Consider the following 20015-nt stretch of genomic DNA (forward strand, 5'->3'; position numbering starts at 1 on the left):
AAGGAACCCCTTGAAGAAATTTCTCAGCCGAAAGAGCCTCGGCTTTGCGGCGATTGTCACTGCAGCAGCTCTTACCATGACCGCCTGCGGCGCCGGCACCGAAAATAGTGCCGATCCTGGCGCCGGCGCCTCCTCCCCTGCTTTTGAAGTAGCCAAGGATGTTGCCCTGACAGGCAGCCCCACCTTTGACAAGATCAAGTCCTCCGGGACCATCCGCATCGGTGTCAAGGAAGATCAGCCCGGTCTGGGCTTCCTTGACGCCGCCACGGGTGTGCGCAGCGGCTTCGACGTCGAGATCGCCAACTGGATGGCGGCGTCCTTGGGTGTTCCCGCGAACAAGATCGAATTCAAGCCCATCCCGTCCGCAAACCGTGAGTCGGCACTTGCCAATGGCGATGTCGACCTCTATGTGGGCACCTATTCCATCACCGACAAGCGCAAGAAGCTTGTCGACTTCGCCGGACCGTACTTCATCACAGGTCAGGGCCTGCTGGTGCAGAAGTCGAATGACACCATCAAGAGCGAGAAGGACTTGGACGGCAAGAAAGTTTGCTCCGCCACGGGTTCAACGCCCTTTCAGAACATCGTAGATAATTTCCCGAAGGCCGACCCGGTGTCGTTCGACATTTACTCCAAGTGTGTCGATCAGCTCAAGACTGGAAGTGTTGATGCGGTGACCACCGATCAGGCCATCCTGCTCGGCTATGCCTCTCAGGACCCCGACAACCTGAAGGTTGTTGGCGAGCCGTTCACGGTGGAGAAGTACGGAATCGGCCTGCCACTGGGTGACACGGCACTGCGTACCTTCCTGAACAAGACTTTGACGGATGGCAACGCCACCTGGACCAAGATCTTCGATTCCACACTGGGTAAGTCCGGTACCAAGGTTGAGCAGCCCAAGGTCGACCAGTACTAACAGTCCCTAACGGGTGGTGTTGCCCCGCTTGACGGGGCAACACCACCCGTTCGCCCTCTCCAATTCACTGAAAGCGACACTGCCTTGTGAATGTACTTATTGACAACCGCGAGGTGTTTCTCTCGGGGTTCAAGAACACCGGAATCTTGTTTGTCTTTTCCGCGTTCTTCGCCCTAATCCTGGGAACCATCGTCGCTGGCATGCGAGTCTCTCCCGCACCGGCCATGCGCGCTGCCGGAACCATTTACGTCAACGCCGTCCGCAACACCCCATTGACCCTTATCCTGGCGTTTTTTGCCTTGGGCTACCCGCGGCTCGGGCTGCCCCACCTCGACTATATGTTTGCCGCCATTGTGGGCCTTTCGCTCTACACGGCAACGTATGTTTCCGAGGCAATCCGCTCCGGCATCAACACCGTCTCCGTCGGCCAGTCCGAGGCCGCACGTGCCATCGGGCTGACGTTCATGCAGACACTGTCCCTGATCGTTTTGCCGCAGGCGTTCCGCTCCGTGGTGCCCCCGCTGTTCAGCGTCTTCATCGCTCTATTGAAGAACACCACGGTAGCTGCCGGCTTTGGCGTGGTGGAGGCCGGTGGCATCCGTGCCACCCTCAGCGACCTCGGCGAACCCCTGCTGCCCGGCCTGCTCTGGGTGGCCTTGATCTTTGTTGTACTGGTGCTGGGCATCCTGACGCCGCTGCAACGCTACCTAGAGAAGAAGTGGAGGGTGGCGCGATGAGCTCAGTACTTTTTGACGTTCCCGGCCCCAAAACCCGCACTCGCAACGTATACCTCAACATCATCACGGTCATAGTGGCGGTCGGCATCATTGCCTTCATCCTGTACAGGTTCTACGAATCCGGCCAGTTCACCGCCAAGAAGTGGGAGATCTTTACCTTCCCGCGCGTCCAGCAAATGTTTCTGACGGTCATCGGTGCCACGCTTAAGGCATTCGCCGTCGCGGCAGTCGGCAGCTTGATTCTGGGCGTTCTGCTCGCTTTTGGCCGTTTGTCGGACAACAAGTGGGTGCGGGTGCCGTGTTACTGGTTCACCGAACTATTCCGCGCAGTGCCGCTGCTGATCCTGATGATGATCATGTACTACGGGCTTCCCTCGGTAGGGGTCAAGGGCATCACACCCTTCCTTGCCGTGGTGGTGGGCCTGATCCTGTACAACGGTTCTGTTTTGGCCGAGGCATTCCGAGCGGGAATCGAGTCCCTGCCCAAGGGCCAGCGTGAAGCCGGGCTGGCCATGGGACTGTCCAAGGGCCAGGTGCTGCGCATCATCTTGCTGCCACAGGCTGTCCGTTCCATGCTTCCGGTCATCATTGCCCAGCTTGTTGTCATCTTGAAGGACACCGCCCTTGGCTTCCTGATCACGTACAACGAGATCATCTACTACGCGAATTATCTTGGCTCGCAGGGCCAGTACGGCTCTCCCGTGGTTCCGGCCTTCATGGTCGCCGCCGTCCTTTACGTGGGCATGTGCCTGATCCTCTCGGGCATAGCCAAGCTGGTGGAATCCAAGATGTCCTCCCGCGTCAAGATCGTCAAGGTCAAGGTAGGCACGGCCGGCTAACCCGCTGGCGGTGCCGTGACCATGACGAGCTAGGCGGTTTCCGGGCCGGCGTTTTTTGTAGGCGACGTAAAGGAGACACCAAAGGCCGCTCGCGGCCGACGTGTCGGATAGTCGCCGGAAAAATGCCGGCCCGGAAACCGCCTCTGCTATGCCAGCCAGCGGGTCAACGCGTCCAGGCAAGCCCGGATATCGGCAGCCGGAACGTGCTCGTTATCGCTGTGAGCCAGCAACGGGTCGCCGGGGCCAAAGTTGACGGCAGGGATGCCCATCTCGGACAGGCGGGCCACATCCGTCCACCCGTACTTGGGCAGCGGTTCCCGGCCAGCCGCGGCCACGAAGGACGCGGCAGCAGGGGCGTTCAGGCCCGGGCGGGCTCCCGCCGAGGAGTCGGTGCACACCATCTCAAAGCCTGCCAATAGCTCACGCACATGGGCCTCTGCCTGATCCGGGGTCTTATCCGGGGCAAAACGGTAGTTGACCTCCACCACGCACAAGTCGGGAATCACGTTCCCTGCCGTGCCGCCATGGATCTTCACGGCGTTCAGGGATTCCCTGTAGTCGAGGCCGTCGACGTTGATGGTGGCGGGTTCGTAGGCGGCAAGCCGGGAGAGGATGGGTGCGGCTGCGTGAATGGCGTTCTGGCCCATCCAGGCCCTAGCCGAGTGCGCTGCCAAGCCGCGGGTGGTGACATCAAAACGGATGGTGCCGTTGCAGCCACCTTCCACCGTGCCGTTGGTCGGTTCGAGCAGAATGCCGAAATCGGCGTCCAAGAGTTCCCGGTTCTCCCTGACCAAGCGCCCCAGTCCGCTCTTGACCGCTGCAACTTCCTCGTGGTCGTAAAAGATGAAGGTGATGTCCTTGCTCGGCTCGGGCACCGTGGCCGCAATGGCGAGCTGAACAGCCACGCCCCCCTTCATGTCCGTGGCACCGCGCCCATAAAGCACCTCACCGTCCCAGGAACTGGGCACCGTGCCTCGCGAACCGGCCACCGTGGGCAGTGGCACGGTGTCCAGGTGGCCGGCCAAAATGATCCGCTCCGCCCGTCCCAGGGACGTCCGGGCCACTATTGAATCCCCGTTGCGGGTGACCTCTAGGTGCGGCAGTGCGCGTAGGGCGTCCTCCACGGCGTCGGCGAGCGCTGCTTCGTTGCCGGAGACGCTCTCAATGTCCATGACAGCCGCCGTCAGCGCGGCCACGTCCTGGGTCAGGTCGAGGCGCTTTCGCTCCACCCCGCCCGTGGTGATGGTGGGTGAAAGGGCGGAGGAGGATTCGTCGTCGTAAGTCACAGGCCCAGTTTACCGGGGCGACCCGTCGGGAAAAAAGTTCTCCCAATCTCATCCAATCCGGGATTGCACTGGCTCCGAAGTACTCCTTGACAGCCCACACCACAACGAATGAAAGCGGTGCGGGAAGCAAGTGGAAGTATCCGCTCTCAAGGTATGGAGAATCATCATGAACACCACCAAGAAGCTTGGAACCCGCAAGAACCTCAGCCTGGGCCTTGGCATCCTCGCCATCGCTGCCATGAGCATGACGGCCTGCAGCGGAGGCACCACCGCATCACCGTCGACCTCCTCGGCACCCATGAGTTCCTCAGCTGCTCCAGCAACCACGGCCCCCATGGCCGGCGCCAGCGACTTGGTGGGGCCAGGCTGTGCAGCCTACGCCGCAGCAGTTCCCAGCGGCGCCGGTTCAGTGGCAGGCATGGCAGCCGATCCGGTAGCCACGGCAGCCTCCAACAACCCGTTGTTGAAGACCCTGACGGCCGCAGTCTCCGGGCAACTGAACCCGAACGTCAACCTGGTTGACACCCTCAACTCCGGCCAGTTCACCGTCTTCGCACCGGTGGATGACGCGTTTGCCAAGATCCCGGCAGCAACCATTGACGGTTTGAAGACAGATTCCGCCACGCTGACCTCGATCCTGACCTACCACGTGGTCCCCGGCCAGCTCTCACCGAGCCAGATCGACGGCACTCACGCAACCGCCGAAGGCGGCACCCTGGATGTGACAGGCAGCGGCGACAACATGATGGTCAACGGAGCCAAGGTGATCTGTGGAGGGGTCAAGACGGCCAACGCAACCGTCTACCTCATCGACACCGTGCTGATGCCGCCGGCCAAGCAGTAATCTCCCGTAACAACGAATCCCAGCAGCAACACGAAGCGTAAGGACAGAGCTCATGAGCGGTGATCGTGACAAGGTAGACACCATGCGTTTACCTTGGTTGCGGGCAGTGAAGCCGCTGGAACCTCCGACTCATGAGGACCTTATCCGCCTCGTCGCCCTCGGCGACGAGGCGGCCTTCGAGGAACTTTACGACGCCGTAGCCCCCAGAGTGTTTGGCTTGGTGCGCCGTGTGGTGCGGGACCCGTCCCAAAGCCAGGAAGTGACACAGGAAGTCTTTGTTGACATCTGGCAGCAGGCGGCACGTTTTGATGCTGACAGGGGGCGGGCGATGTCCTGGATTTTGGTCATCGCCCACCGCCGGGCCGTTGACCGTGTGCGGGCCAGCCAGGCCAGTACTGACCGGGACATGCGCCAAGGAATCAAGGAGTACCAGGAAAGTTACGACGACGTGGCGGACACCGTGGAGACCGCCATGGAGTCGGCGAGGGTCCACAAGGCCATGGAAACGTTGACTGAGCCGCAACGGGAAGCCATCAGCTTGGCCTACTACGGTGGATACACACACCAGGAAGTGGCTGAACTGCTCAAAATCCCGGTGGGTACGGTTAAAACGAGAATACGTGATGGCATGATCAGGCTCAGAGACAGGTTAGGGGTGGCGTGATGGAAAAACAATTGCATTTACTCACCGGGGCTTATGCCCTCAATGCCCTGTCAGATACTGATCGTGCAGAGTTTGAACGATACGCCCTGGGCAACCCCGACGCGTTAGAAGAAGTCCGCGGCCTCAGCGAAACAGCTGCCCTTCTGGCTTTTGCCTCTCCTGCCGAAGTTCCGCCGCCGGAGATGAAAGCCCATGTCATGGCCGCCATCCGCAACACCCGCCAACTGCCAGCCTCCTCAGTTGTCAGGGACATCTCTTCCGGCCGAAAAGCGGCCAGCCGCAGACGCCCCTCCACCCAGGAGCGCAGCCGATGGGTGCCACTAGTCAGCGTTGCCGCGGCTCTGGCTCTCTTTGCCGGAGTGGGTGTAGGTGGTTGGGTGATTGGCCAGAGCTCCTCACAAAGCGATTTGCACCAGCAGCTCTCGGCGGCACAGGCGCAGCAACAGGCCATGCTTGCCATCATGGCTTCCCCTGATGCAAAGATAGCCACCACAGTGGTCCCCACGGGCGGGACGGTCACCGTTGCCTCATCGGCGACTGCCAACCAGGCTGCGGTCATGGTCAAGGACCTGCCTACCCCGCCTGCCGGGAAGACCTACGAGCTGTGGTTCATCTCCGCTGCCGGGGCCGTGCCGGCCGGGCTCATGGGCGATCAAGACCCTGCCGCCCCCAGCATGCAAGTGCTCAAGGGCCCCATGGGCGGGGCCACCCACGTTGGCATCACGGTGGAACCCGAAGGTGGCTCACCCTCACCTACTACAACGCCGATCCTGGTGCAGGCGATCCAGTCGGTCTAAGCGCCAAAAAACTGAACAACAACGGACACTATGGTGGATCCTCCTTGCGAGGGTCCACCATTTCCAATCCGCCCGGTGCCCGGCTCCGAAGTACAGACAAGCATTGCTGCCAGTTCCCTCCGTGCAGCCACCCATTGTTCAAAGGAGTTAGTCATGGCAAACCGCAAAAAAGGCCTGCTGGGAAGGAATTGGCGCTGGGTTCTGCGCGGCGCAGCCACAGGCATCATCGCCGCCGGCATCTTGTTTGCCGTGGCAGAACTACTCGCAGCATTCTTTGCCACCGTGGCCTCCCCGCTGACCTCCGTCGGATCCACCTTCATCGACTTCACCCCGGCATGGATGAAGAACTTTGCCATCGCCACCTTTGGCACCAACGACAAAACCGTCCTGCTGCTCTCACTGGCCGCAGGTGCAATCATCCTCGCGGCCGTCGCAGGAATTGTGGCCAGGAAGAAGTTCATGGCAGGAGCCACCCTGGTGGTGGCATTCGCCGTCGTCATGGGCATCTGCATCATCACCCGCTCAGGCGCTAGCATCGCGGACTTGATTCCGCTTCTGGTAGGCACCGCGGCGGGCTTGGTGGCGCTGAGATACCTGACCCCCGCGGTCAAAATGGAGTCAGCACCGGCATCCGACGCCGTGGTATCCCCCACCCTGCAAAGCCGCCGCACGTTTCTGGTGAGGTCTGCGGTCTTGGCGGGCGCCGCCGTCGTCATTGGAGTCAGCGCCAATATACTTTCCACGGCCCGCAACACGGCCCGACAAGTGAGGGACGCACTGAAACTGCCAGCAGCCAAAAAATTGGCAACACCGCTGCCGGCGGGGGTTCAGGCTCCCGCTGAAGGGGTCACCCCGTTTGTCACACCCAATTCAGACTTCTACCGGATCGACACCGCCCTGATTGTGCCGGAGATCGATCCGAGCCAGTGGAAGCTGCGCGTACACGGCATGGTGGAGGAGGAATTCACCATGACCTTCGACGAACTACTAGCCGCCGACCTCGTGGAAACGTACCTGACCCTGACCTGCGTCTCCAATGTGGTGGGCGGCAATCTGGCAGGTAACGCCAAATGGCTCGGATACCCGCTGCGCGAGGTCATGGCGCGGGCCAAACCCAAGGCCGGAGCCGACATGGTGCTCTCCACGAGCTCGGACGGTTTCAGCGCCTCCACCCCGCTGCCTGTGTTGCAAGACGGGCGAAACGCCTTACTGGCCGTCGGCATGAACGGCGAGCCGCTGCCGCTGGAACACGGATTCCCTGTGCGCATGGTGGTGCCAGGACTATACGGTTTTGTCTCCGCCACCAAGTGGGTGGTGGACCTGGAGGTGACCACCTTTGCCGAGAAGGCAGGCTATTGGACCTCGCGCGGCTGGTCCTCGCACGGCCCCATCAAAACAGCGTCCAGGGTGGAGGTCCCTCGCGCCCTGGGCAGGGTGCCCGCAGGTACGGTGGCCATTGGCGGCAGTGCCTGGGCGCAGCAGCGGGGCGTTTCCAAGGTGGAGATCCAGCTCGACAATGGTCCCTGGCAGCCGGCAACCCTGGCCGCAGAGGCCTCAGTAGACACCTGGCGCCAGTGGTCGTACATCTGGAACGGCGCCCCGGCAGGAACCCACAACGTCAAGGTACGCGCCTACGACACCGATGGCACCTTGCAAATCGAACAGCAGGCCCCACCGGAGCCCGACGGCTCCACCGGCTGGCACTCCATCACCTTCACGGTCACCTGATAGCGGCATCCGTCCCGCACTGCGGATACGCGTTTTCGGGGGCGCGCCCGTGTCGATAGACTTGACGCATGACGCAAACTCCCGCTCCCGACGCCTCCACCACGCCCGCCGACCGGACAGCCCACGGCTTCGGTCTGGCCACCATCGCCGACGGCGGCGCCGTTTTGGATGTTTGGTTCCCGGCCCCGGCCCTCGGCATGGCCGTGGATTCATTGGGCGCCACCCCCGAGGCAGATCCGGAGCTCACTGCCTTGGCCGCAGCCGGTGCCGACGCGGACCGTGGCGTCACCCAGCAGGTGGTCTTCGCCCAGATCAACCTCGATGAGGCCCCCGCCGACGCCGTGGACTCCTACCTGCGCCTGCACCTGCTTTCCCACCGTCTGGCCGCACCGAATTCCCTGAACCTTGACGGCATTTTTGGCCTGCTCACCAACGTTGTCTGGACCAACTTTGGCCCGGCCGCAGTTGCCGGTTTTGAACTCACCCGTGCCAAGCTGCGTCGCCGCGGCCCCGTCACCGTGTTCGCCGTGGACAAGTTCCCGCGCATGGTGGATTACGTGCTGCCCACCGGTGTTCGCATTGGCGACGCCGACCGCGTCCGCCTTGGCGCCCACCTGGCGGAGGGCACCACAGTCATGCACGAAGGCTTCGTAAACTTCAACGCTGGCACCTTGGGAGTTTCCATGGTTGAAGGGCGCATCTCCGCAGGCGTGGTGGTGGGCAACGGCACCGACGTCGGCGGTGGAGCCTCCATCATGGGCACCCTGTCAGGTGGCGGCACCAAGCGCATCACCCTGGGCGAGCGGGTTCTCCTCGGAGCCAACTCCGGTGTGGGCATCAGCGTTGGAGACGACTCCGTGGTAGAGGCCGGGCTCTACGTCACAGCCGGCACCCGGGTGCGCGTTCTTGGCCCGAAGAACGACGACGGCGAGGACACCGCCATTATTGTCAAGGCCAGCGAACTTTCCGAAGTTCCCAACCTGCTCTTCCGCCGCAACTCCAGCACCGGTGAAGTTGAAGTGCTCCCCCGCAAGGGAACCACGGTGGCCCTGAACCATACGCTGCATAGCAACTAGGGACATTTGCTGCACACCAAAAACGGCGGGCACCCTTGAGTGCCCGCCGCGGCCCGGCCTTCATCGCCTGGGTGAGCGTAACCGTCCTCGCCGCGTCCTTGCTGATCGGCGGCGGCGTGTGGATTTCCAACGTCTTCAAGGACGCCCTTGCGCCCCGGCTCAGCGTGGGCTGCCAAGCCACCGTCGGAGACAACAGCTATCGCATGGCCGTGGATCAGACCCAGAATGCCGCACTGATCTCCGCGATCGCACTCACCCGGGGCATGCCGGCGCGGGCAGCGTCCATCGCCTTGGCAACAGCCCTGCAGGAGTCCAAGCTGCGGAACATCGACTACGGGGACATGGATTCCGTGGGCTTGTTCCAGCAACGCCCATCCCAGGATTGGGGTTCGGTGGAGCAAATCATGGATCCGGTATATTCGGCCAACGCCTTCTTCAACGCCCTGGATAAAGTCCCCGGCTATATGGATATGCCTCTGAACGACGCCGCCCAGATCGTCCAGCGCTCGGCCTACCCCCACGCTTATGCTCAGCATGAGGCCCCGGCAAAGGCATTCGCCTCGGCTTTGACCGGGCAATCGCCTGCCGCGTTGAACTGCACCTTGGCCCCCGTCACCGCGATGAGTACCCCTGCGGACTTGGAGTCCGCGGCCCATGCAGTGTTTGGACCCATCCCGTTGACCACAACACCAGCTGAATCTTCGGTCTCCATAGCCGCCCAGGTTGGCGACGCAACGGGCTGGGCGGTGGCGCAATGGGCGGTGGCCAATGCCTCTGCGTTTGGCATCACCTCCGTCAGCTACGACGGCAAAATGTGGGACCGGAACGCCAACGACGCCGCAAGCAACAGAGGCTGGCAACCTTCACCTGACGCAGGGCAGGGCGGTACCGTCAGCCTTGTCATGGCAGCAGGCGCCTAAACCAATAGTTCGATCACCGGCTGGACGTAACTGAGAAAGTTCGTCTGATCCTCGATCAGTTGCTGACTCATGATGAGCGTGTCCGGCTCTATAAACCAGGCACGATGTTCAGTCAGCGGCATTTCGACGATGGTCAGGGTGAAATCTCGGGCGCTGCGCCCCAATTCCATTTCACGGTTCTGCACCAGATCTGCCAGGATCTTGTGCCCACCCAGGGTTTCGCGTTCGGCAGTCATTGCAGCGTAGGAGCGGAATTGCTCGCGTTCCCAATTCAGCGCCGCACCATAGTGCGCCTGCACCACACGTTGAAGTGCTGGCATTCCTGCGATTTCGGGAAATTCAGGCGGGCTGAGCACCGGCTCCCTCTCGGGGTACTGCGCCACCAGCCCACGCCACCAGAATTCCCATTGGTACCGCAGGGCGGCCTCGCCACCCACTTCCGCGGTGAGGTGGGAATGGTCCGCGGACCGGATTTGGGGCGTCACTGGTGCCAGGGCAGGACTGCCCGCCCCTGCCAGACCGGCAACGTCGCGGATGTACAGTGCCATAAGCATGGGTCCACAGGTGTCCATAGTGATACGCCAGCCAGGTCCGCCGGTGTGATGCATAATTTTCGCCTCCAGCAGCCGCTACCAGGGTGCGGCACTCCCTAAGACTCAGATTACTCTTGTCCGGGAGTTCTTGGGCGACGGGTTTCCTCGGGGAGGGATCCTGCGGAGCTGGGATCTGTTCCGAAAGGTGTTCTCTGCGCTCCCCCGCCGGTGGAAAGTCCCTGATCGAGGCGCCTTTTCAACCATTTCGGGTACGCAGGCGCCTGGGCTTCGCGTCGCTGTGGGGGGTGATACTTGCCAGACGGCGAGGTCCAAGCGACCCCACCTTCTGGGGTTGCCACAGGTTTCCAGCCCCGGAGTTTGATGCTGGCCCGGCTTGGGTCCAGGTCCTGCCGAAAACGCCCGTTCCGGTCTTTGTCGTCGCGAAAGTGCTTTAGTGTGTGGTGGCGTTTGCAAAGGGGCTGGATATTTCCCATGATGGTGCCCCCTCCCTGCGAGTAAGGCCTAATGTGGTCTGTTTCGCTATTAATGGACGGGGTGGAGCAGTTGGGGAATGAACAGCTCTCGTTGAGTGCATGCAGCAGGGTTTTCTCGGCCTCGCGGAGTCGATACCTTTCCGGGAGCGGACCCTTCAGAGGATTTCCGGTGACGGGGTCCGTCAGGACACGCAAGAAGGATCCTGCATTGCGTAGGAGTTTGCGGGCAATTTCTTCGGGGATCGGCCCGTGTCCCGTGAGCTGGGCAGGTTCATCGGTGAGGCCCAGCAGGCCCAGAACCGGCACCGTGACGATGATCTGAGCCTCCGGTTCGGGCGGGTCTGTGACTGCGGAACCATTCCGGGTGGCTTCGAGCTGGTCAAGGTAATCCTGGACCGGATCTTCCGGAATTCCGTCGACGATGCCATCCACCAATCCCGATCCATCCGGCCCCAGTCCACCGTTGGCAGAAGAATCCCTAGATGCGGGAAATCTGTCCGGTTCTTCATCTGGATTCCCGTCAGAGCCCCCGGCAGTGGCCCAGTCGTCTTTCCCTTGAGAGCCGTCGGAGGCTTCACCGCCACAACTGTCGGCAGCGTTGCCGTCCGATTGCCTCGGGATATCCGGGCAAACGGTACCCATGACACAAATGTTTTCCGGCGCGGAAGCCCACGCCTCGGCACGGACGTTCGCGGCCTCGTTGAGAGGGCCGATCATTGGGTCCCGCGGCCCATGCGCCCAGTCCGGTAAGACATCGACCAGCCTGAAGCCGTCATAAGTACCAATGTCCGTAGTGTCTCCGGAGGGTGCTTCGCCTGGAGCCCCAGCGTGCGCCGAGACGTCGAATGGGTTGTCGACGACTGTTGCGTCCTTGCCGGGTGGGGGCGCCTGACGGATTCCGCCGGCCTGGTCATCAGCTGCGCCAGGCGTCTGGCGACTCTGACTTTCCGTCCAGCTGCCACCACCGCGGGTCGGATGATGCAGACCCTCGGCTTTGCCGGATCCGGCATTGCCGGGTCCGGTATTTCCGGATCCGGCAAGCGGATGCTTGCCAAGGAGGAGGGCCGCTGCCGTGTTGGCGCGCAGTTGTCCCAGGGTGCGGTGTTCATCTGGTCCTTGCTGGGCGCGGGCCGTGCGGGTGCAGTTGACGAAGACGCCACTGGCTGCCGTGGCCGGGATATGCAGGATCAACCAGGACATGCCGTCCTTGCCGGGCTCAAGGGCAAGGCTACGGGTGCTGATAGCTTGGCGGACCCGTGTGATGAGAGTCTCCGGGTGGGTGCCCTCGCGCATGCGCCGGGATTTGGACGCAAATCCGGATGCCGTGGTGCCGAGTGCTGCGGCGAGCAGGCATTTCTCGAACTCGGCGACATCTGCGGGGTTCATGCTCGGGGTTTCGGCAAGGGTTTGGGTTTCGTTGACGATGATGCACGCGTGTCGCCACGAAAGGATCCCGGCATCAAGATTTGCAAGGGTTTGGGGGTGCAGGCCAACAAGCTCCGTGGAGTAGTGGACGAGTACCTTCGCGGTACCTTCGGCGATACAGAGGGTGGTGGCGATTTCGGCGATCGCAGCGGAGCTGGCCAGATCAGACTGCCAGCCGTCCAAGGCCAGTGCCGCGGCCTCCACGTTGGTGGCTGCCATAAGACGATCGACAACAGCAGCCTTACAGGCGGCCGTGCGGTCTTCCAGACCCTTCAGTGCCGCCAGTGCGGCAAGTGCGGAATCGTGTGCAGCCCGAGCGATGGATACCCGCGAAGGTGGTTCGGGCACTGGAGCCGGATGCGAGGTGTAGTCCGGCAGCCCGTCGAGTGCAGGATTGTTTGGTCCAAAGGATTCAATGGCCGGAAGGTGCAAGGCCGTGATGAGTTCCGCAACATCCTGCGTTGCGGGACAGCCCCCGTTGCCGGGGTCAAACACCGGCTTGCTCATACACAAAGTCTATAGAACATAGGTACTTAAGTATATTATCTATTCGAAAATATATTTTATCTTTATGGGCGCGGCATCTCTTGCTGCCAACCAACAAGGTCCTGCTACGCCAGGAAGGTCTCCAGGTGGCGGCGCAGGGTGTTGCGGCCCTGTTCCGGGGCGGACCAGGCGGGCTGGAGCACCATTCGCAGGCTCAGTCCGTCCAGTACGGCTATAAGGCGCTCGGCCTCATCGACAGGCTCCGGCGAACCGGCAACCAGTCCGCTATCTAGGAGTTGCAACACCACGCGCCCCACCACGGCCCCGGTGGCCCGGTAGTCGTCCTGGGCGGCGCCATGGAGCCCCTGATCGGTGCGGGCTGCCAACATGAATTCCATATGGACCACTGCTTCGCCGCGGCTCTGGTCATCCAACGGCAGCAGCTCTTCCAAAACGGCGGCGCATTTATCCACCAGCTCCGCTGCAGTCGCTGGAAGGGCAGATTGCTCCAGTTCCTCGAGCTTGTCGAGTGCGCGAAGGTGAATCCGCTCGGAATTGACGCGGAAGGCGAACTCCATAAGTTCAGCCTGGTTATCAAAATAGTGCCGCACCGAGCCCAACGCCAGATCCGCCTGCTGGGCCACATTGCGTAGCGAGGCTTGTGTCAGCCCCCGCTCGGCAATTACTTGGAATACGGCGTCGGCAACCAGCTCGCGGCGGTCATTCGCATCAACAATTTTGGGCACATATCTTTTTTAGCACACATGTTTCAGCAATGTTCAATGCCCGACGCCGCGACTCGTGAGATTTGGCGGTTTAGAACGATCTATCCAGCCATAGCTCACAAGTCACGGCCACCACAGCTACTTGCTGGCAGTGGGGTGCTTCTTTTTGTCGAGGTACAGCAGGACCAGCAACACAATCATGATGACAAGGGACCCGATGAAGAACGGCACGAAGACAGTTTTGCCTACGAGCACCAGGATCCCCAGCACCACCACGACGATCGGGAATGCCATGGAGAACGTGTGCAGCAGCAATGTAGACATTTTCATATTTTTACTTTCGTCCCAGCTTGCGAAAAAGAAAAGCGGCGGGTGACTCTCCCAAGGGAAAGCCTCCCGCCGCCGTCGTACTCTAAGTAATCAGACCCGTTGGGCCCACGCTTGCCAGGTCCGGCAGATTGGGCCCACAGCTCCGAGGGACCCGCCACGAGCTTGCGAGTGGCGGGAGGAGCTGGGGACTAGCGCGAGGGGTACATGCGCTCCGGTTCGCCTGTGTACAGCTGACGGGGACGGCCGATCTTGGTAGCCGGGTCCTTCATCATTTCGCGCCACTGGGCAATCCAGCCCGGCAGACGGCCGATGGCAAACAGAACCGTGAACATCTTTTCGGGGAAGCCCATGGCCTTGTAGATCAGGCCCGTGTAGAAGTCTACGTTGGGGTAGAGCTTGCGGGAGATGAAGTATTCGTCGGTCAACGCTACTTCTTCCAGGCGCATGGCGATCTCGAGGAGTTCGTCGTTGCCGCCGAGCTTTTCCAGGATCTCGTGGGCCGTGGCCTTGACGATCTTTGCGCGGGGGTCGTAGTTCTTGTAGACGCGGTGTCCGAAGCCCATGAGCTTCACACCGGCTTCCTTGTTCTTGACCCGCTCAACGAACTTCTCAACCGGCTCGCCGCTGGCCTGGATATCGCGGAGCATGTTCAGTACGGCCTCGTTGGCGCCACCGTGCAGCGGTCCGAAGAGGGCGTTGATGCCGGCGGAGACGGACGCGAACATGTTCGCGTTCGCGGAACCGACCAGACGGACGGTGGAGGTGGAGCAGTTCTGCTCGTGGTCTGCATGCAGGATCAGCAGCAGGTCAAGAGCCTTGACCACTACGGGGTCCATCTCGTACGGCTCGGCCGGCAGGCCGAAGCACAGGCGCAGGAAGTTCTCCACCAGGCCCATGGAATTGTCCGGGTACAGCATGGGCTGCCCGATCGACTTCTTGTGTGCGTAGGCGGCGATGACGGGCATCTTGGCCATGAGGCGGATGGTGGCCATCTCAACCTGCTCGTCGTCGAACGGGTCCAGGGAGTCCTGGTAGAACGTCGACAGGGCCGAAACAGCCGAGGAGAGCACCGGCATGGGGTGCGCGTCGCGCGGGAAGCCGCCGAAGAAGCCCTTGAGGTCCTCGTGCAGCATGGTGTGACGGCGGATGCGCTGGTCAAACTTGTCCAGTTCGGCCGGGGTGGGCAGGTTGCCGTAGATCAAAAGGAAAGACACTTCAAGGAAGCTGGAGTGTTCGGCCAGTTCCTCGATCGGGTATCCGCGGTACCGCAGGATGCCTTCGTCGCCGTCGATGTAGGTGATGGCCGAGGAGGTGGCGGCGGTGTTGACGAAGCCGGGGTCATAGGTGACCGCGCCGGTGGTCTTCAACAGCTTTGACACGTCGTAGCCGGCGTTGCCTTCTACTGCTTCGATGCGCGGGAGTTCAAGTTCTCCGCCGTCGTAGCGCAGTGTTGCGCTCGTGGAATCAGTCATGGAGTCCCCTTCATGAGGTAGCCCTCGAAGGGCTTTGGTTTGATCGGTGCAACTATTACGCCCGCGGGATTCCCGCGCATCGTAAGTGTTATTGACCGGCTCAGTAGTTCTTCGAGTCAGCGTTAAAAGCGCACGATGGCATAGACGTCTACATACGAAACTACCGCTTCACAGTGGTTCAACACTAATCCTGAGGGCAAAATGGTGCCGATGTGCTTGAGATCGCCTTTGTTTTAGCGGCTCAAGCGGGCCACAGCGGCCGCTATCCGCTCATCGGTTCCTGTCAAGGCAACCCGGATGAATCCCTGGCCAGCGTCTCCGTAGAACACCCCGGGGCCCGCAACGATTCCAAGTTCCGCGAGTCTGCCGATGGTGGTCCAGGTGTCCTCCCCTGCGGTGCACCACAGGTAGAGTCCGGCTTCGGAATGATGAATGGTGAGTCCAAAGGATTCCAAGGCTCCCACGAGCAGGGCCCGACGGCGGCGGTACAGGGCCTTTTGGGCGCTGACGTGGGCGTCGTCGCCAAGTGCCACACGCATGGCCTCCTGGACCGGGTGGGGCACGATCATGCCTGCGTGTTTGCGGCTGTTGACCAGGTTCGCCACTATGGCACCGTCTCCGGCCACGAATGCTGCACGGTAGCCGGCCACATTTGACTGCTTGCTCAGGGAGTAGATGGCCAGCAAGTTCTCGTTGCTGCCACCGGTGACACGGGGGTCAAGGACACTCGGGACTGGCTCGCCACCATTCTCGGGGTCCCATTGACCCCACCCCAGCTCGCCATAGCATTCGTCGGAGGCGACCACGGCGCCCACCTCGCGGGCCTGGGCCACCAGTTCGGACAGTTGCTGAACGGAGCGGACAATTCCTGTGGGGTTGCCGGGCGAGTTGACCCAGATGAGCCGCACGCGGGCGCGGGTTTCGGCGTCGAGCTCATCGAGGCTGTCGGCAGCCACGGCCGTGGCCCCGGCAAATACCGCACCCATGTCGTAGGTGGGGTAGGCCACGGTGGGGCGGACTATTACATCGCCAGCGCCCAGTCCCAGCAGCAGGGGCAGCCAGGCCACCAATTCCTTGGATCCGACGGTGGGCATGACGTCGGCAGGGTCAAGACCGGGCACGTTCCGGCGTCGGGCAAACCAATCAACAATCGACTGGCGCAGCGCCAAGGTGCCATGCGTTGTGGGGTACCCGGGAGCGTCTGCTGCAGACTTCAGGGCGTCCTGAATCAGGGCCGGGGTGGGGTCAACCGGGGTGCCGATCGAGAGATTCACCACGCCATCAGGGTGCTTGGCTGCCAAGGCCTGATACGGCGCCATGGCATCCCAAGGGTACTCGGGAAGCTTCAAACCAAACGGGCGGGTCATGTGCTGCGGGGCCTGGCTCATGTGCTGCTTTTAGTCCTGGTTCTGCGGCGGAAGGGCCGCGACGAACGGGTGATCGGTGTGCGTGTTGCCAATCTTGGCAGCTCCTCCTGGGGAGCCCAGCACGTCGAAGAACTCAACGTTGGCCTTGTAGTACTCTGCCCACTCATCAGGAGTGTCATCCTCGTAGTAGATGGCCTCTACCGGGCAAACAGGTTCGCAGGCACCGCAATCAACGCATTCGTCGGGGTGGATGTAGAGCGAGCGTTCGCCTTCGTAGATACAGTCAACAGGGCACTCCTCAACACATGCCTTGTCTTTGACATCCACGCACGGCTGCGCAATTACATACGTCACGAACCCAACCTTCCTCACATTTTGGCTCAAATACCGGCCTTGGGAGCCTGGTACGTTCATTATCCCCCACCACGGGCGCCGTCGCATCCCGCATGAGACTTAGTATGAAGACGTGAGTCACGCACTGGATCTAATTTCCTCCGTCCCCCTAGGCACCCGTGTCGTCATCCGCTACCGGATCGACGGCGGCAGCACCGACGCCCTGGGTGATCTGACGGGCCGGGATTCGTTAAGCTGCACAGTTGCCACCCGGAGCGGTGAGGTCGCAATCAAGTACGACGACGTCCGCCTCGCCAAGGCAGTTCCCCCGCCGCCGGCACCTCGCGAGCGGCGCGTTCAGCCCTAGTTTCAAAGATGAACGGGGCCCCAACTAGCGCCCCCAAGGGTTAACCCGGGCTTGAGGGTTCGTTCACGTACGTTGCCTATGGTTCCTGAAGAGAGCCCCCAGCAGGCACGAACGGCTTACAGGACATAGGCCGGTGCCGGACGCGTGGAAACCCGCAGTAGGCCACAATTGTGGCCCCGTGCTGCGCACACCGCGATGCGAAGGGCTCCGCCATCACTCGTGCCCTCGAAAGGTCTCACCTTGAATCCGTCATCCATCGCGCACCATTCGGTGACCCGCCGCCAATCACTGAAGATCTTCGGCTCCGCAGCCGCCGTCGGCGCGATCATCATGACCGACCCCTTTGGTCCAAGCGCCGCTCAAGCCGCGGCGACCCAGGTGCCGCTGCTGGCCAAGGCGTCGACAATGTGGCGATACTCCGACACCGGAGTTGACCCAAGCCCGGCTCCGGCGACCACCTTGGCCTGGACCGCGGCAGATTACGATGCCAGTGCCTGGAAGTCCGGCAAGGGCGGCTTTGGTGCCAAGAATGGTGCGGCGACCGGCATAGGTGGCGGCTTTGCTGTCACCACATTGCTCAACCACTACAGCGCAGGGCCCGGAACCGACACCGTGCCCACGTATTTCTTCCGCACCACGTTCGAGCTCACCGCCGAACAGCTGGCAACGATCGGCAGTGTGCAGGGATCCGCGGTATACGACGACGGCTTCATCCTCTACATCAACGGCCAACGGGCCGCCGGATTCGAAGACGCCGGACTCGACCCCGCCAAGAACCTGCAGTACGGCGGCGGCAACGGTGCAGATCCCCGACCGGCAGCGTTTACAGTGCCCATTAGCCTGCTCCGGACCGGAACGAACACTGTTGCGGTGGCGCTGTACCAGACCAGTGCCGGCAGCTCAGATATCTACTTTGACCTGCTCTCCCTTGACGCCACCGAGGCCACATCCAAGCCTGCCCAGCTTTCCGACGTCGTGCTGAACATTGGCGCGCAGGCCGGGGAACTGGGGCTCGCCTGGTACACCTCCTCCGCGAGCCCAGAAATGGCCCAGTTGATCAAAGCCGGCGGAGACTTCGGCACGGCAAGCAGTTTTCCTGCCTCCGGCGCACCGTCCACCGACGGCCAGGAATACCGCCATGCAACCCTGCGCGGGCTGGCCCCCAGCACCGGCTACAGCTACCGGGTGGGCAACGAGCAGACGGGCTGGTCCGAAACTTTTTCCTTCACCACCAAGTCCCAGTCCGGGGATTTCAGCTTCCTGGTGGTTGGGGACTCCCAAATCGGTGCATCGGGTAACGCCACCTCGGACGCGCAGGGCTGGGCCACCACCTTGTCCAAGGCCGAAACCCTTCTGCCCGAGAAACACTTCATTCTCTCCGTCGGCGACCAGGTGAACACGGCTAACAACGAAGGCCAGTACGACGGCTTCTTGGCCCCCGCCCAGCTGCGCAGCTATCCGTTGGTCACCAACATCGGCAACCACGACGTCGCCAGCCTGGCCTACCGCCAGCACTTCAACATGCCCAATATTGATGAGACATTTGGCGAAGGAAAAGCGGGGCAATCGGGCGGAAATTACTGGTTCACATATAACGATTCCTTGTTCATATCCTTCAACTCCAACAACCAAAACAACGCCCGGCACTTGGAATATGTGGCCAAGATCGTCGCCGAGCAAGGGCAGGGCAAGAAGTGGATCATCGTGCACTTCCACCACTCGGTGTTTAGCGTCGCCGACCACGCCACAGACTCCGACATCATCGAACGCCGCAGGGTCTTACCTCCCGGGTTCAGTGAGCTGGGCGTGGACCTGGTGCTGATGGGTCACGACCATGTGTACACCCGGTCCTATCTGATGAACGCGCTCACCCCTACCGGCGCCCCCGGGGCCACCGCCGGACCGTTCGCCCGGAGCGTGGCTCAGCCGGCCAGCGGCACCGTTGTGCCACAGAAGGGGGATGTTCTCTACCTGACGGCAAATTCCTCAAGCGGCAGCAAGTACTACGAGATCCAAACCGGCAAGGACTTCTACTGGTCCGACGTGCAGAACCAGGAACACGTGCCAAACATGACAAATGTGCAGGTCACGGATGAGAGCATCACCTTGACCACCTACCGTGTCACCGACCTCAGCGTTGTGGACGTGGTGCGTCTGGAACGTCCCGACACGACTGCGCCCGTTTTGACGGTGTCTGCCTCGACCACCTTCGCTGTCGGCACCGCCTTCGATCCTCGCGCCGGTGTGACAGCCGTGGACAGTCGTGACGGAGACTTGACGGCAGCGATTGTCATCACGGGAACGGCCGATTCTGCGACGGCTGGAACGTACCGGCTCGAGTACAGCGTCAAAGACGCGGCGGGCAACACGGCCTCCGCCATCCGCAGCGTCGTTGTCACTCCCGTATCCAGCCCCAGCGTGTCCCCCGATGTGCCGGTGCCCAGCACGGCGTTCCCGACTTCAGGTGCATCGGGCTCAGGCGGTTCAGGGAGCGGTACGAGCTTGGCTGCAACAGGCTTTGCCTCTGCCGGCTTCGTAGCGACGGCGGTTGCCGCATTGGCAGCGGGAGCCACCATACTGAACCGCAAGGGGCGGCGCTCCCCCGTTGCGGCCGCCACCACTGGCACTCCGGACGGGCAGGAGGGCGCGTCCGCGCCCACCGAATAGCCACCGAAA

General features: G+C 61.9%; 19 protein-coding genes. 11 read left to right on the forward strand and 8 right to left on the reverse strand.

From position 1 onward, the window contains the following. Positions 1–76: 76 nt before the first annotated feature. The 3 genes from CXQ94_RS16480 (at position 77) to CXQ94_RS16490 (ending at position 2492) form a co-directional block, all read left to right on the forward strand. On the forward strand, positions 77–916 hold the full coding sequence (locus tag CXQ94_RS16480; protein WP_104091746.1) for a glutamate ABC transporter substrate-binding protein: 840 nt from the start codon (positions 77–79) through the stop codon (positions 914–916). 86 nt (positions 917–1002) lie between these two features. Then, complete coding sequence (locus CXQ94_RS16485) at positions 1003–1653, forward strand: amino acid ABC transporter permease (protein WP_104091673.1); 651 nt, start codon at positions 1003–1005, stop codon at positions 1651–1653. Continuing rightward, positions 1650–2492, forward strand: coding sequence for an amino acid ABC transporter permease (locus CXQ94_RS16490; protein WP_104091674.1), 843 nt, complete (start codon positions 1650–1652; stop codon positions 2490–2492). The genes CXQ94_RS16485 and CXQ94_RS16490 overlap by 4 nt, the downstream gene beginning before the upstream one ends. Positions 2493–2638: 146 nt before the next feature. Here the strand turns inward: CXQ94_RS16490 and dapE are convergent, their stop codons facing one another. Next, complete coding sequence (gene dapE / locus CXQ94_RS16495) at positions 2639–3721, reverse strand: succinyl-diaminopimelate desuccinylase (protein WP_181034267.1); 1083 nt, start codon at positions 3719–3721, stop codon at positions 2639–2641. Positions 3722–3944: 223 nt separating this feature from the next. On the opposite strand from dapE, the gene CXQ94_RS16500 reads away from it, so the two are divergent. From CXQ94_RS16500 to CXQ94_RS16525, 6 genes are all read left to right on the forward strand, one after another. Continuing rightward, positions 3945–4622 carry a fasciclin domain-containing protein gene (locus CXQ94_RS16500; protein WP_104091675.1) on the forward strand — a complete coding sequence of 226 codons (678 nt, stop codon included), beginning with the start codon at positions 3945–3947 and terminating at the stop codon, positions 4620–4622. An 82-nt stretch (positions 4623–4704) separates the two neighbouring features. After that, a complete protein-coding gene (sigK, locus tag CXQ94_RS16505; protein ID WP_104091748.1) occupies positions 4705–5286 on the forward strand; it encodes an ECF RNA polymerase sigma factor SigK in 582 nt (193 codons plus the stop codon). Then, positions 5286–6083 (forward strand): anti-sigma factor, encoded by a 798-nt coding sequence (locus CXQ94_RS16510; protein ID WP_104091676.1) that lies wholly within the window; start codon positions 5286–5288, stop codon positions 6081–6083. Before sigK ends, CXQ94_RS16510 begins: the two co-directional genes overlap by 1 nt. Before the next feature lie 153 nt (positions 6084–6236). Next, on the forward strand, positions 6237–7811 hold the full coding sequence (locus tag CXQ94_RS16515) for a molybdopterin-dependent oxidoreductase (protein ID WP_104091677.1): 1575 nt from the start codon (positions 6237–6239) through the stop codon (positions 7809–7811). A gap of 68 nt (positions 7812–7879) precedes the next feature. Then, positions 7880–8887, forward strand: a complete 1008-nt coding sequence (gene dapD / locus CXQ94_RS16520; protein ID WP_104091678.1) for a 2,3,4,5-tetrahydropyridine-2,6-dicarboxylate N-succinyltransferase — start codon at positions 7880–7882, stop codon at positions 8885–8887. Positions 8888–8922: 35 nt separating this feature from the next. Continuing rightward, the gene (locus tag CXQ94_RS16525) at positions 8923–9807 is read left to right on the forward strand and encodes a hypothetical protein (protein WP_258067137.1); all 885 of its coding nucleotides are present in this window, start codon (positions 8923–8925) and stop codon (positions 9805–9807) included. Here the strand turns inward: CXQ94_RS16525 and CXQ94_RS16530 are convergent. The 7 genes from CXQ94_RS16530 to fdxA all read right to left on the reverse strand — a co-directional run bounded on the left by CXQ94_RS16530 (position 9804) and on the right by fdxA (position 16993). Then, on the reverse strand, positions 9804–10415 hold the full coding sequence (locus CXQ94_RS16530; protein ID WP_104091679.1) for a hypothetical protein: 612 nt from the start codon (positions 10413–10415) through the stop codon (positions 9804–9806). The two genes, CXQ94_RS16525 and CXQ94_RS16530, sit on opposite strands and share 4 nt — an antisense overlap. Before the next feature lie 53 nt (positions 10416–10468). Beyond that, positions 10469–12766, reverse strand: coding sequence for an HNH endonuclease signature motif containing protein (locus CXQ94_RS16535; protein ID WP_104091680.1), 2298 nt, complete (start codon positions 12764–12766; stop codon positions 10469–10471). 104 nt (positions 12767–12870) lie between these two features. Further along, positions 12871–13491 (reverse strand): TetR/AcrR family transcriptional regulator, encoded by a 621-nt coding sequence (locus CXQ94_RS16540; protein WP_104091681.1) that lies wholly within the window; start codon positions 13489–13491, stop codon positions 12871–12873. A gap of 117 nt (positions 13492–13608) precedes the next feature. Then, complete coding sequence (locus CXQ94_RS16545; RefSeq protein ID WP_104091682.1) at positions 13609–13794, reverse strand: hypothetical protein; 186 nt, start codon at positions 13792–13794, stop codon at positions 13609–13611. 194 nt (positions 13795–13988) lie between these two features. Further along, positions 13989–15272 (reverse strand): citrate synthase, encoded by a 1284-nt coding sequence (locus tag CXQ94_RS16550; RefSeq protein WP_104091683.1) that lies wholly within the window; start codon positions 15270–15272, stop codon positions 13989–13991. 233 nt (positions 15273–15505) lie between these two features. After that, on the reverse strand, positions 15506–16639 hold the full coding sequence (gene dapC, locus CXQ94_RS16555) for a succinyldiaminopimelate transaminase (RefSeq protein ID WP_104091750.1): 1134 nt from the start codon (positions 16637–16639) through the stop codon (positions 15506–15508). 30 nt (positions 16640–16669) lie between these two features. After that, a complete protein-coding gene (gene fdxA, locus CXQ94_RS16560; RefSeq protein ID WP_054012064.1) occupies positions 16670–16993 on the reverse strand; it encodes a ferredoxin in 324 nt (107 codons plus the stop codon). A 112-nt stretch (positions 16994–17105) separates the two neighbouring features. On the opposite strand from fdxA, the gene CXQ94_RS16565 reads away from it, so the two are divergent. Both CXQ94_RS16565 and CXQ94_RS16570 read left to right on the forward strand, forming a co-directional pair. Beyond that, complete coding sequence (locus tag CXQ94_RS16565) at positions 17106–17339, forward strand: hypothetical protein (protein ID WP_258067138.1); 234 nt, start codon at positions 17106–17108, stop codon at positions 17337–17339. A 240-nt stretch (positions 17340–17579) separates the two neighbouring features. Then, positions 17580–20006: an immunoglobulin-like domain-containing protein gene (locus tag CXQ94_RS16570; RefSeq protein WP_181034262.1), complete on the forward strand. Its 2427-nt coding sequence runs from the start codon at positions 17580–17582 to the stop codon at positions 20004–20006. Positions 20007–20015 lie beyond the last annotated feature (9 nt).

It is taken from the genome of Arthrobacter sp. GMC3, from assembly GCF_002929305.1.
Lineage (GTDB): Bacteria > Actinomycetota > Actinomycetes > Actinomycetales > Micrococcaceae > Specibacter.

Coding starts and splice junctions, on each gene's coding strand:
- CXQ94_RS16515 (WP_104091677.1), top strand. CDS start 6,237: ATGGCAAACCGCAAAAAAGGCCTGCTGGGAAGGAATTGGCGCTGGGTT.
- CXQ94_RS16535 (WP_104091680.1), bottom strand. CDS start 12,766: ATGAGCAAGCCGGTGTTTGACCCCGGCAACGGGGGCTGTCCCGCAACG.
- CXQ94_RS16480 (WP_104091746.1), top strand. CDS start 77: ATGACCGCCTGCGGCGCCGGCACCGAAAATAGTGCCGATCCTGGCGCC.
- dapC (WP_104091750.1), bottom strand. CDS start 16,639: ATGACCCGCCCGTTTGGTTTGAAGCTTCCCGAGTACCCTTGGGATGCC.
- CXQ94_RS16500 (WP_104091675.1), top strand. CDS start 3,945: ATGAACACCACCAAGAAGCTTGGAACCCGCAAGAACCTCAGCCTGGGC.
- dapD (WP_104091678.1), top strand. CDS start 7,880: ATGACGCAAACTCCCGCTCCCGACGCCTCCACCACGCCCGCCGACCGG.
- CXQ94_RS16510 (WP_104091676.1), top strand. CDS start 5,286: ATGGAAAAACAATTGCATTTACTCACCGGGGCTTATGCCCTCAATGCC.
- CXQ94_RS16550 (WP_104091683.1), bottom strand. CDS start 15,272: ATGACTGATTCCACGAGCGCAACACTGCGCTACGACGGCGGAGAACTT.
- CXQ94_RS16530 (WP_104091679.1), bottom strand. CDS start 10,415: ATGCATCACACCGGCGGACCTGGCTGGCGTATCACTATGGACACCTGT.
- CXQ94_RS16545 (WP_104091682.1), bottom strand. CDS start 13,794: ATGTCTACATTGCTGCTGCACACGTTCTCCATGGCATTCCCGATCGTC.
- CXQ94_RS16490 (WP_104091674.1), top strand. CDS start 1,650: ATGAGCTCAGTACTTTTTGACGTTCCCGGCCCCAAAACCCGCACTCGC.
- sigK (WP_104091748.1), top strand. CDS start 4,705: ATGCGTTTACCTTGGTTGCGGGCAGTGAAGCCGCTGGAACCTCCGACT.